Origin of the sequence: Blastococcus sp. CCUG 61487, assembly GCF_005222955.1 — a bacterium.
Taxonomy (GTDB): domain Bacteria; phylum Actinomycetota; class Actinomycetes; order Mycobacteriales; family Geodermatophilaceae; genus Blastococcus.
Genome location: NZ_LWUA01000051.1, coordinates 1 through 14,214 on the forward strand (window position 1 = coordinate 1; position 14,214 = coordinate 14,214).

Annotated in this window: 11 protein-coding genes and 1 pseudogene; 1 reads left to right on the forward strand and 11 read right to left on the reverse strand. The window is 74.9% G+C overall.

All coding sequences use genetic code 11. The features are described from left to right. The 4 genes and pseudogenes from A6V29_RS04725 to ald form a co-directional block, all read right to left on the reverse strand. Positions 1 to 283, reverse strand: a pseudogene (locus tag A6V29_RS04725) (hypothetical protein); the annotation flags it as partial. Positions 284 to 359: 76 nt separating this feature from the next. Further along, complete coding sequence (locus A6V29_RS04730) at positions 360 to 1,265, reverse strand: AAA family ATPase (protein ID WP_137159232.1); 906 nt, start codon at positions 1,263 to 1,265, stop codon at positions 360 to 362. Positions 1,266 to 1,475: 210 nt separating this feature from the next. Beyond that, positions 1,476 to 2,414 carry a site-specific tyrosine recombinase XerD gene (locus A6V29_RS04735; protein WP_212718993.1) on the reverse strand — a complete coding sequence of 313 codons (939 nt, stop codon included), beginning with the start codon at positions 2,412 to 2,414 and terminating at the stop codon, positions 1,476 to 1,478. Positions 2,415 to 2,452: 38 nt separating this feature from the next. Beyond that, on the reverse strand, positions 2,453 to 3,568 hold the full coding sequence (gene ald / locus A6V29_RS04740) for an alanine dehydrogenase (protein WP_137159233.1): 1,116 nt from the start codon (positions 3,566 to 3,568) through the stop codon (positions 2,453 to 2,455). Positions 3,569 to 3,766: 198 nt separating this feature from the next. Here ald and A6V29_RS04745 point away from each other — a divergent pair, with 198 nt between their 5' ends. Further along, complete coding sequence (locus A6V29_RS04745) at positions 3,767 to 4,375, forward strand: hypothetical protein (protein ID WP_137159234.1); 609 nt, start codon at positions 3,767 to 3,769, stop codon at positions 4,373 to 4,375. 91 nt (positions 4,376 to 4,466) lie between these two features. Here A6V29_RS04745 and A6V29_RS04750 read toward each other — a convergent pair whose 3' ends face one another. The 7 genes from A6V29_RS04750 to A6V29_RS04780 all read right to left on the reverse strand — a co-directional run. Beyond that, complete coding sequence (locus A6V29_RS04750) at positions 4,467 to 5,963, reverse strand: HNH endonuclease signature motif containing protein (RefSeq protein WP_137159235.1); 1,497 nt, start codon at positions 5,961 to 5,963, stop codon at positions 4,467 to 4,469. A gap of 118 nt (positions 5,964 to 6,081) precedes the next feature. Next, positions 6,082 to 6,678 (reverse strand): NUDIX domain-containing protein, encoded by a 597-nt coding sequence (locus A6V29_RS04755; protein ID WP_137159236.1) that lies wholly within the window; start codon positions 6,676 to 6,678, stop codon positions 6,082 to 6,084. Next, on the reverse strand, positions 6,678 to 8,414 hold the full coding sequence (gene pyrG / locus A6V29_RS04760) for a CTP synthase (RefSeq protein WP_137159237.1): 1,737 nt from the start codon (positions 8,412 to 8,414) through the stop codon (positions 6,678 to 6,680). Before pyrG ends, A6V29_RS04755 begins: the two co-directional genes overlap by 1 nt. Continuing rightward, positions 8,389 to 10,782, reverse strand: a complete 2,394-nt coding sequence (locus A6V29_RS04765; RefSeq protein ID WP_137159238.1) for a hypothetical protein — start codon at positions 10,780 to 10,782, stop codon at positions 8,389 to 8,391. Before A6V29_RS04765 ends, pyrG begins: the two co-directional genes overlap by 26 nt. After that, positions 10,779 to 11,921: a glycosyltransferase family 4 protein gene (locus A6V29_RS04770; protein ID WP_137159239.1), complete on the reverse strand. Its 1,143-nt coding sequence runs from the start codon at positions 11,919 to 11,921 to the stop codon at positions 10,779 to 10,781. Before A6V29_RS04770 ends, A6V29_RS04765 begins: the two co-directional genes overlap by 4 nt. After that, positions 11,914 to 13,539 carry a murein biosynthesis integral membrane protein MurJ gene (gene murJ / locus A6V29_RS04775; RefSeq protein ID WP_137159240.1) on the reverse strand — a complete coding sequence of 542 codons (1,626 nt, stop codon included), beginning with the start codon at positions 13,537 to 13,539 and terminating at the stop codon, positions 11,914 to 11,916. Before murJ ends, A6V29_RS04770 begins: the two co-directional genes overlap by 8 nt. After that, the coding region (locus A6V29_RS04780) for a hypothetical protein (protein WP_137159241.1) at positions 13,536 to 14,214 on the reverse strand (679 nt) is incomplete at its 5' end. The genes A6V29_RS04780 and murJ, both read right to left, overlap by 4 nt.

Here is a 14,214-nt window from a genome sequence, read left to right on the forward strand (position 1 = left end):
GCACGGACGCCGGCGCCGGCGCGGGCGCGTCGCGGAAGGCGGCGAGCTCGTCGGCAGCGGTGGACGGCGACTTCTCCGCGCCACCGGGCACCAGGGTGAGCGGCATGCCCGAGGTCGCCTCGGCGGCGGCGGGCTCGTCCCGCCGGAGCGCCGATCCGCGCAGCGCGGGCGAGCTGGTCGTGGTGCTCAGGCTCGGCAGCTCGGTGACCTCGGCCTCCGAGGGGGCCGAGTCGGTGCGCCGGAAGAGCTCGGAGGCGCCGGGGAGCACGGGACGGCGAGTCATGCCGACACCTCCTCGCTGGCGCTCGTCGGCCGCATGACCGTGGTCGCTGTGTCCTCGTGTGATCTCGCAAGCTCGATCACAGTGCGATGACCTCCTTGGCGAGATCGCGGTAGGCCGCGGCCCCGGACGAGGTGGGCGCCCAGGTGGTGATGGGCTGGCCGGCCACCGTGGTCTCCGGGAAGCGCACGGTGCGCTGGATGACGGTCTGGAAGACGGTGTCGCCGAAGGCCTCGACCACCCGGCTGAACACCTCCTTGCAGTGCACGGTCCGCGCGTCGTACATCGTCGCCAGGATCCCGGAGATCTCCAGCTGCGGGTTGAGCCGCTCCTTGACCTTGTCGATGGTGTCCACCAGCAGGGCGACGCCGCGCAGCGAGAAGAACTCGCATTCCAGCGGGATCATCACGCCGTGCGCCGCGGTCAGGGCGTTGACGGTCAGCAGGCCGAGCGACGGCTGGCAGTCGATGAGGATGTAGTCGTACTCGTCGCGGACGTCGGCGAGCACCCGCATGAGCGTCTGCTCGCGGGCGACCTCGCTGACCAGCTGCACCTCGGCCGCTGAGAGGTCGATGTTGCTCGGCACGAGATCCAGGCCCGGGATGTCGGTGTGCACCCGGACGTCGCGCAGGGTCGTCCGGCGCTCCATGAGGGCGTTGTAGATGGTCCGGTCGAGGTTCTGCGCGGGCACGCCGAGCCCGACCGACAGGGCACCCTGCGGGTCGAGGTCGATCAGCAGCACCTTGCGGCCGAACTCGGTGAGCGCGGCACCCAGGTTGATCGTCGACGTCGTCTTGCCGACGCCGCCCTTCTGGTTGCACATCGCGATGACGTGCGCGGGGCCGTGCTGGGTCAGCGGCTTGGGGTCGGGCAGCGGGCGCTGCCGGGCACGCGCGGGGTCCAGCCGCGAGGCGGCGGCACCCATCTCCGGGTCGGGGTCGCGCGGGCGCGCGACGGCAGGTGCCGCGTCCGCTCGGATCGCCATGGGATTTCGCCTCCACCTCGTGCCCGATCCCGGTCGTCCGGGTGCGGTCAGCCGTCCTGCCCGCTCGGGTGATGAAGACGCTACGAAGAGTTGCGAGTTCACCCAAGCGGACGCGCCGGACACTTGTCGACATGGCGACGAGTGACAACAGTTGTGACTGCTACAGCCGAACCGGGCGCAAGAACTGCCAAGCCGTTACCAGACCCGCTGTCATCTCAGGGCGCGTGGATGGCTGGTGGCGTACACCTCGCGCAGCTTGTCCACCGTCACCAGCGTGTAGACCTGCGTGGTCGTCACCGATGCGTGGCCCAGCAGTTCCTGGACGACGCGCACGTCGGCACCACCGTCGAGCAGGTGGGTGGCGAACGAGTGCCGCAGGGTGTGCGGCGAGACCGACGTCGCCAGGTCGCCGACCGCACCGCCGGCCCGCTCCGCCGCCGACCGGAGGATCTGCCACGCGCTCTGCCGCGACAGCGGCCCACCCCGGACGTTGAGGAAGAGCACTCCCCCGCGCACGCCACGCCGGCTGGCGGCCGCGAGCGCCGGCCGGGCCCGGACGAGGTACTCCTCCACGGCGCGCAGCGCGAAGCTCCCCACCGGGACGATCCGCTCCTTGCCTCCCTTGCCGGCGAGCCGCACCGTCCCCTGCCCCCGGTCGATGTCGTCGACGGCCAGGCCGACCGCCTCGGAGATACGGGCGCCTGTCCCGTAGAGGAGCTCGAGCAGGGCGCGGTCCCGCAGGCCCCGGGGGCCCTCGATCGCACCGGCCGCCTCGATCAGCGCGACCACCGACTCGACGGGTACGGCCTTGGGCAGGCGCCGCGCCGGCGTGGGTGGGCGGACCTCGTGCGCCACGTCGTCGGGCACCAGCCCGTCGAGCAGCGCGAAGCGGTGCAGGCCGCGCACGGCGACGACGGCCCGCGCCGCGGAGGTCGCCGACAGCGGCGGATGGTCGTCGTCCCCCTCCCGCAGCGCGGCGAGGAAACCGGCGACGTCGGACTCCGCGACGTCGCGCAGCGAGTTCACCCCGGCCCTCGTCAGGTACTCGGTGTACCGGCGGAGATCCCGGCGGTAGGAGGCGATCGTGTTGGCCGCGAGTCCCCGCTCGACGGTGAGGTGGTCGAGGTAGCCGGTGACCGCACGGGTCACGTCGGAGCCGGCGACGGCGGCCGGTGCGTCGGCGACTGTCAGGACAGCACCTCCGCCAGCGGGACGGCGGTCATCCCGTGCGCCTCGGCGACCTCGGGGAGGACGACCTCGCCGGCCGCCACGTTCACCCCGCGGGCCAGCACCGGGTCCGCGCGGACCGCCGCCGCCGTCCCCTCGTTCGCCAGGGCCAGCACGTAGGGCAGCGTCACGTTGGTCAGCGCGTGCGTGGAGGTGTTGGGCACCGCACCCGGCATGTTGGAGACGCAGTAGAAGACCGACCCGTGGACGCCGAACGTCGGCTCGGCGTGCGTGGTCGGCCGGGTGTCCTCGAAGCACCCGCCCTGGTCGACGGCGATGTCGACGAGGACCGAGCCGGACTTCATCCGGCTGACCAGGTCGTTGCTCACCAGCGTCGGCGCCTTCGCGCCGGGCACCAGGACGGCGCCGATGACCAGGTCCGCGTCGAGCACGGCCCGCTCGATCTCGTAGGCGCTGGACGCCACTGTCTGCAGGTGACCGCGGTAGATCCGGTCCGCGGCGCGGAGCTTGTCGATGTCGCGGTCGAGGACGACCACCTCGGCCTGCATGCCGAGGGCGATGGCGGCGGCGTTCATGCCCGAGACGCCCGCGCCGATCACCACGACCTTGGCCGCGTAGACGCCGGACACGCCACCGAGCAGCACGCCGCGACCACCGTGGCCGCGCTCGAGGGCGTGCGCGCCGACCTGCGGCGCCATCCGGCCGGCCACCTCGCTCATCGGCGCCAGCAGCGGGAGGGCGCCGTCGTCGGTCTGGACGGTCTCGTAGGCGAGGGCGGTGATCCCCGAGGCCCGGAGGGCGTCGGTGCACTCCTTCGACGCCGCGAGGTGCAGGAAGGTGAACAGCGTCTGGTCCGCCCGCAGCCGCCCGTACTCCTCGCCGACCGGCTCCTTGACCTTGAGCAGCAGCTCCGCGTCCGCCCAGACGTCGTCGGCCGCCGGCACGACCTCGGCGCCGGCTGCGCGGAAGTCGGCGTCCGGGATGGAGGAGCCTTCCCCGGCGCCGCGCTCGACGAGCACCGTGTGTCCGGCCTGCACCAGCTCGGTGACGCCGGCCGGCGTCAGCGCCACCCGGTTCTCGCCGTCCTTGATCTCTCGGGGTACCCCGACCCGCACCGCTCTCGCTCCTGCTCTGGTGACGGGTCCGCAGTGCGGACCCGTGCCGCGTCCTGGGCTGCCCGTCGGGGCGGCCCTGTCGCGGAGTGTAGGCACGCGGCGCTTGCGGTCATGGTCATCCGAGGGCGGGAACGGCCTGGATCTCTCGGGCCGACGCGTCGATCTGCGGCGGACTGCGCCGGATCGAAAGATGAGCGCATGCGCCCCTACGCACAGCGACCCGCGCTCCGCCTGCGTCAGCTCGCGGCCGATGCCGGCCTGCTCGGCTGGACCCTGTTGTGGATCTTCGTCGCCCGCGCGGTCCACGGGGCGGTGCTCGCGCTGGCCGGGCCCGGACGAGCCGTGGAGGACCTGGGCCGCTCGGTCGGCGGCAGCATGGAGTCGGCTGCCGGCGTGGCCGAGGACGTGCCGGTCGTCGGCGACGAGCTCTCCGCCCCGTTCGGCGCCTTGGCTCGTGCCAGCGGCTCGGTGAGCGGAGCAGGGCAGTCCGCGCAGGACGCCGTGGAGACGCTGGCGACGATCCTCGCCGTCGCGCTCGTCGTGCTCCCGGTCGCCTGGTTGCTGCTGCGCTGGCTGCCGTGGCGATGGGGATACCTCCGCGAGGCCGGCGCCGCAGCCCGCTTGCTCGCCGGCCCCGCACCGGACCTCGACCTGCTGGCCGCGCGTGCGGTGGCAACCGCCCCGCTCCCCCGGCTGGCCGCCCTCCCGCCCGGAACGGGCGCGGCGTGGCGGGCGGGTGATCCGGCGGCCGTGCGCGCGCTGGCCGCCCTCGAGCTCGACCGCGTGGGCCTGCGGCTGGACACCTAGACCTCGAGTTCACGTCCAGGGTCTGGCTTCGCCTCCGCTTGGCCGACCTCCTGAGTGAAGCCGGCCCGCCGTCGGTCGCCCTACCGGAGGGTCAGAAGGGTGGCGGGTCGCTCTCCGGCTCGTAGGGCGGCGGTTCGGGTTCCGGTCGCCGCAGGCCCGGTGGTCGGGTGGTGCGGGTGATGCCGGAGGGGCTGGTCACGTGCAGGGTGCCGTCGGGGTCCATGCGGAAGGTCCAGCCGCGGGCGAAGGTCTTGAGCCGGTGGTGGGAGCGGCACAGGCAGCAGAGGTTCGCGCAGGTGGTCCGGCCGCCCTGGCCGTGCGGCACGACGTGGTCCAGGTCGGCCATGCCGACCCGCTGGCCGCAGTTGGGTGCGCGGCAGCGGCGGTCGCGGGTGGTGACGAACCGCCGCTGCGCGGCGCGGGGCTCGTAGGCGTCGGTGTCGTCCGGCATGCCCACGACCGGGCAGTCACACGCAGGTGACTGGTCGACTGTCGGCTGGGTGTCGGGGTGGTCGGTGCAGCCGGCAGTGGCGAGCCGGGCCAACTCGGCGGCGGTGATCGTGGCCAGCAGCCGGCCGTGCTGGTCGGTGAGCGCGAACGTCAACGACCCACCCTCCGGGGTGGTCAGCCCGAGCGCCCGGACCCGGGCCAGCAGGTCGCGCAGGTGCGCGGCGGTGACCGGGAACCCGTTCACCTCACCACCCCGCGCCGACGCACCCTCCAGCCCGTCCAGCGCCGCGGTGACCGTGAGGTTGATCGTCACCGCCCCCAGCCCGTGGTCGGCCGGGCGCAGCAGCAGCATCGTGTGGATGCTGGAGCGGATCGCCCCGATCGGGCGGGGGTCACCGTCGGCCTTCGCCATCGCCGCCAGCGCGTCGATCACCGCGTAGCACGCCGCCGCACCCTCGGCGGTCATGTCGGTGGTGAGCGCGGCCATCCCGTCGGCGGTGGGATAGGCGCGCACGTCGGCGGCCCGCTGCGCCTCCGTGCGCCGCCGCTCCACCGCATCGGCATCCAGCTCGGCCAACACCTCCAGCGCCCGCCGGCGCAACGCGGCCAGCGACAGCTCCGCCGCCTCCGGCAGCAGCACGGCCTCCACGGCGCGGGCCAGCTCCGGGCTGGTGTGCTGCAACACGTCGGCCAGCACATCGGCCCGCCGCTCGTCCAGCTGCCCGCGGCGCAGCGCCGCGAACGTGGCCGGCAGGTTCTCCCGCCACGCGAACGCCCGCCGCGCCGGGAACGCCGCCGTGCCCCGGCCCAGGTTGATCGCGTGCGCCACCTCGTCGGGGAAGAACTCGCTCACCCCGACGAACTCCGGCGCTGTCCTCCGCCACGCCCGCCGCCGGCGCCCACCGGGCCCGCGCTCCGGCGGATCGTCGGTGTCGGGGCGCAGCTCGGCCAGCCGCAGGATCAGCTCCGCCTCCCGCGCGGCCTCCCGCGCCCGGTCCCGCTGGATCCGACCCAGCTCCGCCGCCACCTCCCCGGCACCCAACCGGCTCACCGGCAACCGCGCATCCGACTCCGGCAACACCGCCAGCCAATCGGCCAACAGCGACTCCACCCCGGAGGAAGCCGCGACCTGCTGCATGAACCGAACATACGTTCGGGCTCCGACAGTTTTCGCAGACAGCAGGCGACCGCCGGTCCACTGCTGACGACCGTGGCTCGCGGGTCCTGCCGTGCGCCGCAGCGGCCGGACTACGGAGTCAGACCGTGTCGACGTCCCGTAGACGGGGGCCGGCGGAGCGAGCCTGCGCCGCCGCCAGGAGCCCGATCACCGCTGCGGCGTTGCGGATGTCGCCGTCGAAGACGCGCTGCACGGCCTCGTCCAGCGGCACTCGCTCCACCTCCATGTCGAGCTCCTCGTGCTCGACGGTGAAGCCGTCCGGCCGCGCGACGTCGGACAGTCCTTCGGCGAGGTAGACCAGCACCAGCTCGTCGCAGAAGCCGGGCGTGCTGTACGTCGTGGTGAGCAGGGACCACCGCTCGGCGGCGAGCTGCGCTTCCTCCGCGAGCTCGCGCTTCGCCGTCTCCAGCGGCGGCTCGCCGTCGGCGTCCCTCAGGCCGGCGGGCAGCTCCCACAGGTAGCGACCGACCGGGTGCCGGTACTGGCGGAGCAGCACCACGCGGTCGTCGTCGTCCAGCGCCACCACCGCCACCGCGCCCGGGTGCGCCACGACCTCGCGCACGGAGTCGCCACCCCCGGGCATCGCGACGGTGTCGCGACGCAGGGAGATCACGTGCCCGTCGAAGACCGGCTCGCTGGCCAGCACGCGGTAGTCGTGCTCACCCGCGGAGGCCATCAGATGCCGACCTTCTCCGCCTCGTCGACCATCACCGGCAACCGGGCGGACTCCTGGTAGTCGATCGCCGCCTGCACGAACCCGGCGAACAGCGGGTGCGGGCGGGTCGGCCGGCTCTTCAGCTCGGGGTGCGCCTGCGTGCCCACGAAGAACGGGTGCGCCTCGCGGGGCAGTTCGGCGAACTCGACCAGCGTGCCGTCGGGCGAGGTCCCGGAGAAGACCAGCCCGGCCTCGGTGAGCCGGTCGCGGTAGGCGTTGGCCACCTCGTACCGGTGCCGGTGCCGCTCGGTGATCTCACCGGCGCCGTACACGCCGGCGACGATCGAGCCGTGCTGCAGCGTTGCCGGGTAGCTGCCCAGCCGCATGGTCCCGCCCATGTCCCCGCGGCCGGCGACGACGTCGACCTGCGTGGCCATGGTGGCGATCACGGGGTCCGGCGTCTCCGGGTCGAACTCGGCGGAGTTGGCCTTCTCGAGCCCCGCCACGTTGCGGGCGTACTCGATGACCATGCACTGCAGCCCCAGGCACAGACCCAAGGTCGGGATGCCGTTCGTGCGGGTGTGCCGGAGCGCGCCCAGCTTCCCCTCGATGCCGCGCACGCCGAACCCGCCGGGGACGCAGACGCCGTCGACGCCGGCCAGCGCCTTCGCCGCGCCCTCCGGCGTCTCGCAGTCGTCCGACGGGACCCAGCGGATCTGGACCCGGCTGTGGTGCGCGAAACCGCCCGCACGCAGGGCCTCGGTCACCGACAGGTAGGCGTCGGGCAGGTCGATGTACTTGCCGACCAGGGCGATGGTGACCGTCTGCCGCGGAGCGTGCACCCGATCCAGCAGGTCGCCCCACACGGTCCAGTCGACGTCCCGGAACGGCAGGCCGAGCCGGCGGACGACGTAGGCGTCGAGCCCCTCGCTGTGCAGCACCTTCGGGATGTCGTAGATCGACGGCGCGTCGGGGCAGGAGATGACGCCCTCGACGTCGGTGTCGCACATCAGGCTGATCTTGCGCTTGAGCCCCTCGGAGATCTCCCGGTCCGACCGGCAGACCAGGGCGTCGGGCTGGATGCCGACGGTGCGCAGCGCGGCCACCGAGTGCTGGGTCGGCTTCGTCTTCAGCTCACCCGACGGCGCGATGAACGGGATCAGCGAGATGTGCAGGAAGAAGCAGTTGTCGCGGCCGATGTCGTGCCGGACCTGCCGCGCCGCCTCGAGGAAGGGCAGCGACTCGATGTCGCCGACGGTGCCGCCGATCTCGGTGATGACGACGTCGACCCGCTCCGGGCCCTCCCCACCGGCGAGGATGCGGGCCTTGATCTCGTTGGTGATGTGCGGGATGACCTGCACGGTGTCGCCGAGGTACTCGCCGCGGCGCTCCTTGGCGATCACGTCGGAGTAGACCTGACCGGTGGTCACGTTCGCCCGGCCCGACAGGTCGGTGTCGAGGAACCGCTCGTAGTGCCCGATGTCGAGGTCGGTCTCGGCGCCGTCCTCGGTCACGAAGACCTCGCCGTGCTGGAACGGGTTCATCGTCCCGGGGTCGACGTTCAGGTACGGGTCGAGCTTCTGCATCGTGACCCGCAGGCCCCGGCTGGCGAGCAGGGCGCCCAGCGAACTGGCGGTCAACCCCTTGCCGAGCGAGGAGACAACGCCGCCGGTGACGAAGACGAACTTCGTCGGCTGGGAGTTGCGGAGAGGGCCGCGCGATGCGACGGAGTCAGGCGTTCCAGACGGTCGATCCACGGGAGACGACCGTAACACGATCGGGGCCGTCTCCCGGGTCGGTGTGGGGAGCGGCACGCGCGCCGTCCCCCTTCCCGGGGGTGTGCTCGCGCGGCGCCGCGGCCAGCCACACCAGCAGCGGGACGAGCAGCGCGGCCGCCGTCGCCGCCACCGCCACGCCGGAGTCGTTGACCGCGGCGCCGAGGAACTGGCTCAGTGCCGCGGCGAGCAGCCCGTCGCGGACCACCCGCGCGTCCTCCGGGTGCAGGCCGCCGGGCGGGCCGGCCGGACCGCTGCGCAGGAGTCCTCCGGGCCGCAGCAGCCACACCGCGGCGACGAGGGCGACCGGGAGCACCCAGGCCAGCGGGCTGCCCATGAGGATGTTCAGGTTCGCCTGGCCCTTGCGCGAGATGACGGTCCACGCCTCGCCGGTTAGCACCTGCTCGACGAACCGGCCGAGGTGGCTGCGGTCCTCGGCCGGTCCGGCCCAGTCCAGGACGGCGATCGAACCGACCACCAGCACGGCGGCCGCCAGGATCGCGCCCAGCCGGACGACGGTCACCCGCACCCGTGCCAGCAGCATCGCCAGGAGCAGGAAGCCGGGCAGGGCGGCCAGCACTCCGCCGAAGTCGCGGCCCAGCGGCGGTGCGCCGATGACGCCGACCATCACGACCCCTGCCCCCAGGACGACGGCGGCCACGGCACGGCTGCGGCGGCCGGCCTCGACGCGCCGCCCGACGATCGTGGCCACCGCCGCGGTGACCAGCAGCGCGCTGACGGAGAGCAGGCCGAAGCTGAGGTTGCCGTAGCCGGTGAACCGGCCGGCCACGACGGCGTCGTAACCGAGGAATCCGTTGAGCTCCAGGTGCGAGCCGGTCAGCACGTCGCCGACCAGCGTGACCAGCGTGACGACGAGGATCGCCAGCGGCGGCCCCAGCCGGCTGCGCCGCCACGGCCCGAGCCCGGCCACGGCGGTGACGACGACGACCGACCCGACCACCGCGACCGCATGCCACGTGAGCGGATCCTCGGCGCGCTCCCACGGGACGAGGCCCGCCAGGTAGGTGGCCACGGGCAGCGACGCCGCCGCCAAGCACCAGGTCCGCAGCACTCCCCGGGCTCGGCGCAACGGCGGCGCGACCGGGCCCGTGCTTCTCCGGAATCCGAGCAGCAGCACGCCGAGGACCACCACCGAGGCGACCACGGCCACGACGATCCAGAAGAAGTTGCCGACGTTGCGGTGGTGCACCGTCGCCCCGACGTTCATGTGCTCGAGCTCGGTGACCGCCTCCGCCAGGGTTGGCCGGTCCCCTGCCACGCGCAGCGGCTGGCCGTTCATCGAGGCAGGGACGTCGAGCCCGAGCGCGCGCAGCGCCGTCGGCGCCAGGTCGATCAGCTGGACGTACGGCGCACGCCCGGTGCTGGCCGAGCTCAGCCAGCCGCCGCCGTCGAACCCGGCGCCGGCGGCGATGCCGACGTGCAGCTGCGGGCGTCCGTCGTTGACCTCCGAGATCCCGGCGAGGAGGACGAGGGTCTCCCCCGGGAGCGATCCGACGGCGGTGACCAGGCGCTGCACCGCGCCGTCGATGCGGACCAGCGCGTCGGCCCGCGGCTCCGGATCGGTGCCGTCGTCGGTCTGGTCCACGCCCGGGCGGCCGGCGATGGTGAGCGCGTCGAGCGAGACCAGGCCGAGCGGGCAGCTGTCGAGGAACGCGGCCAGCTCGTCCGGCTCCGCCGGCAGCGCGGGCGTGCGCTCCAGCCGCACGCCCGGTGCCGCCGCCGCGAGGGCGGCCGCACGGCCGGAGACCGCGGCGCAGCCGACGCCCGCGCCGAGCGCGGCCGGCTCGGCGCCGAACCGGGTGGTCCCCCTGTCGTCGGCGGTGCGCTGCACGGTGGCGGCGGGATCGTCGAGGGCGACGGCCGCGATCCGTTCCTGGAGCCCGCAGTGCGACAGCGAGGTGTCCAGCCGCGGTTCCTCGGGCTCGCCGTCGGTGCCGTCACCGCCGTCCTCGGGCACCGGCTCGCCGGGGCCGGCCTCCGGGAGCGGCAGCGTGGGCAGCGGAACCGGCGGCAGGCTCTCGTCCGGCCCGGGGAACCGTGCCCTGTTCCCGGCGCCCAACGTCGCCCAGCCGTCGAGCAGGCAGGTGGTGCTGCGCGCCGCACGGACCGACAGCGCCCCGATCGACCCGCGCTCGGACAGCGCCCACAGGCTCGGGGTGGTCTCGCGGTCGACATCGCTCCACAGCAGGCCCGGGACGCCGACGACCAGCACCCGGTCGGCAGCTGCGGCGTCGCCGTCGGCAGCCGCGGCGGGCGAGGCCAGACCGAGCGCGAAAGCCAGCGCGGTGAGCAGTACCGGCAGGAGCGCCCACCGCCGGGAGGTGCTCACCGGAGGTCGGCTGCCGGCGGACCCAGCAGCTCCCGGTAGACGGCGACCACGCGCCGTCCCGCGCCGGCTTCGTCAGGCCACTCGGCCGCCCGCCGGAGACCGGCCTCGGCCAGCGCCGCCGCCCGGGCCGGATCGCCGAGCACCGCCTCGAGGGCGTCGCCAAGCGCGCCCTCGTCGCCGACGGCCACGAGCTCGGCGGCCTCCCCCACGAGCTCCGGCGTGCCGCCCGCTCGGGTGGCGACCAGCGGCGTGCCGGCGCGCAGCGCCTCCTGGGCGGTGAAGGGACTCCCCTCCCAGCGCGAGGGCAGCACGCAGACGTCGGCGGCGCCGAGCAGGTCGGCGACGTCGCTGCGCCGGCCGAGGAGCGTCACCGGCAGCCGCTCGGCGGCGATGCGCGCCGCGAGCTCGTCGTGCAGCGGCCCGTCGCCGGCGATCGCGACGAACGGCGCGGTCGGCTGCCCGGCCCAGCGGCGGACGGCGCCCAGCAGCGTGTCGTAGCCCTTCTGCGGGTGCAGCCGACCGACGGCGACCACCAGCGGACGGCCGTCGGGTACGCCCAGCTCTGCTCGCACCATCGCGCGGTCGCGGACCGCCGGAGCCAGCGGCGGAGCGAGGGCCGGGGCCACCCGCACGTCCCGGGCGCCGGCGCGGCGGGCGTTGGCGGCCAGGTCGCTGGAGACGGCGAGGACCAGGTCCGCGCTCCGCACCGTCAGCCGCTCCAGGGCCTCCAGCGCGGCGCGCAACCGACCGCCGCCCTCCTGCAGGGCGTTGTGCAGGGTGAGCACCAGCGGCGGGCGCGGCCGGCCCGGTAGGCGGAGCGCCGCGGCCGCCACCAGACCGGCGCGCAACCCGTGGGCGTGGACGAGGTCCGCGCCCACCAGGGCACGGCGCAGCTCGAGCACCGCCCGGCCGTCGGCCATCGGTGCCAGGCCGTTCGAGATGCCGACGGGGGTGAAGTCCGCTCCCGTCGCGGTGAAGCCGAACAGCTCCTCGGTGGCCGGTGCCCCGCAGACGCCGACGTCGGCACCGGCCTCGCGCAGCGGCGCGACGAGGGCGCGGACGTGGGTCCCGACGCCCCCGGCACTCGTCGCCAGCACCTCCACGACCCGGCGACCGGCCAGCGGTGGCTGCTCAGCCACTGGGCACCTCCTGTCGCTCGGGTGCGCGCAAGGCGCGCAGCGCGGCGGTCAGCGGGGCTCGCGCGGCCACCATCATGACCGCCAGCGCCACCACCAGCACGACCGTCGCCACCAGCGCACCCCCGCCGACGGCCGTCAGGACCCCTCGTCCCGGCACGGGATCGACACCCAGCGCCCGCCCGACGGCGAATCCGGCCGCCGCCCCGGCCACGGCGCCGGCCAGAGCCGCGGTGCCGGCCTTCCCCAGACCGGCGAGGGCGGTTCCGCCGGTGGTGCGGGCGACCACTCCCAAGAGAGCGATCCCGGCCACGGTCACGCCGAGCGTGTGCCCCGCGCCCAGCGCCATCGCGCGGTCCGCGGCCGGCAGGGTGGCGGACAAGACCAGGTCGGCGACGACGGCGAGCAGCCAGCCACCCACCACGCACACCGTCGGCGCCTTCCACAGCCCCCGCGCGTAGAGCGCGCGGGTGAGCACCGCGACCAGGCCGTACCCCACCAGGCCGGGGGCGAAGGCGACGGTCGTGTCGCGGAGCGCGCCGACGGCGGCATCCGACCCGCTGGCCAGGAAGACCCGGGCCATCGGGCCCGCGACGGCCGCCAGCAGCGCCGCGGCGGCCGCCGACACCGCCACCACCAGGACCACCACCGGAGCGAGGGCCCGCGCGTAGCCCTCCTCGTCACCGGTCTCCGCACGCTCGGCCAGGCCCGGGTAGGCCGACGTCGCCAGCGGCACGGCGAGCGCCGCCCAGGGCACCAGGAAGAGGGTGAGCCCGGCCGCGTACACGACCTGCGTCCCGTCCGGCGTCCCGTCGTTGGCCAGCCGGATCGCCACCGCGGCGACCAGCTGCTGGCCGGCGAGGGTCAGCACCCCGGCGACGGCGAGCCGGCGCACCCGGGGGGCGGCGCCGACCGGGAACCTCAGCGACGGCCGCAGCCGCAGGCCCAGGCTGCGCACCGGCACGACGAGGCTGAGGCTGAGCGCCACCACACCGAGCGTCGTCCCCACGCCGAGCACGAGCTCGGCGGGCGTGGAGAGGTCGTCGACGTCCCGCCCCCCGTCCAGCACGGCGAAGCCCACGTAGGCACCGGCGACGACGACGCTGGACAGCAGCGGCGCCACGGCGGGAGCGGCGAAGCGCCGGTGCGCCTGCAGGACGCCGGTGAGCACGATCCCGATGCCGTAGAGCACCACCTGCGGGGCGAACACCACGAGGAACCGCGCGGCGAGATCGACCTGCGCGGTGCTGCCCGACCCGAGCAGCAGCCGGGCGATCGGCTCGGCCAGCAGCGCGATCGCGACGGCCAACGGGGTGAGCACCAGCAGGGTCCAGCCCAGCAGAGCCGAGGCGGTCCGCCGCACCTGTTCCCGGTCGCCGGTGGCGATGCCGCCGGCCAGCATCGGGACGACGAGGGCGGCCAGCGCTCCCCCGGCCACCACCTCGAAGACGATGTTGGGGACGGTGTTCGCGGCCTGGTAGGTGTCGCCGGTGCTGTCGGCGCCGACGGCGTTGGTGAACACCAGCGTGCGGCCAAAACCCGCCACGCGGGCCAGCAGGGTGAGCACCGCGATCAGCACCGCCGCGCCGGCGACTCCCTGGGCGACCGCGCGGCGGGTCACGACGGGCGGCGGCCGAGCCGGTCCAGCTCGCGCAGCCCGGGGGTGGCCTCGATGACTCGGGTGAAGCTGACCTTCTCGCTGGCCAGCGTCAGCGCCACGACCCCGGCGAGCAGGCCGGCGCGTCGCGCGCGCGACGGCGCCGCCGCCAGCCGCAGTCCGAGCAGCGCGCCGAGAGCGTTGGCGCCGCTGTCGCCGAGCATGACCCGCTCCCCCAGGTCGGCGGGGAGCACCGCGAGCGTCGCGCCCAGCGGTCCGGCGACCAGCGTGCCCCCGGGGCCGCCGAGCGCGGCCGCGCCGGCGATCACCCCCGCCTTGGCGGCCCGGCCGGGACGCAGGTCCAGCAGGTTGACCAGGTTCGCCGTGCCTGCGACCAGCCCGGTGGTGAGGACGGCGTCGACGACGGTCCCGGGACCGCGTCCCCGGGAGGTGAGCAACCCCGCGACGGCGCCCGCCGCGCCGATACCGGCCACCTTGACCGCACCGGCCGAGATGCGACCGGCCCGCAGCGCGCGCAGGTGACCGGCGAGCCCCTTGTCCCCCGCTTGTTCCGGCCGGGCACCGGCGAGGTCGTCGTAGCCGCCGACGAGCCCGGCGACGCCGCCCGCGATCGCCGCGGCCGCGCGGTGACCCGCCGGGGCGCCGGCCACGCCGGTCGCGGTGGCCGCGAGCGCCAGG

Coding starts and splice junctions, on each gene's coding strand:
- A6V29_RS04730 (WP_137159232.1), bottom strand. CDS start 1,265: ATGGCGATCCGAGCGGACGCGGCACCTGCCGTCGCGCGCCCGCGCGAC.
- A6V29_RS04750 (WP_137159235.1), bottom strand. CDS start 5,963: ATGCAGCAGGTCGCGGCTTCCTCCGGGGTGGAGTCGCTGTTGGCCGAT.
- A6V29_RS04755 (WP_137159236.1), bottom strand. CDS start 6,678: ATGGCCTCCGCGGGTGAGCACGACTACCGCGTGCTGGCCAGCGAGCCG.
- A6V29_RS04745 (WP_137159234.1), top strand. CDS start 3,767: ATGCGCCCCTACGCACAGCGACCCGCGCTCCGCCTGCGTCAGCTCGCG.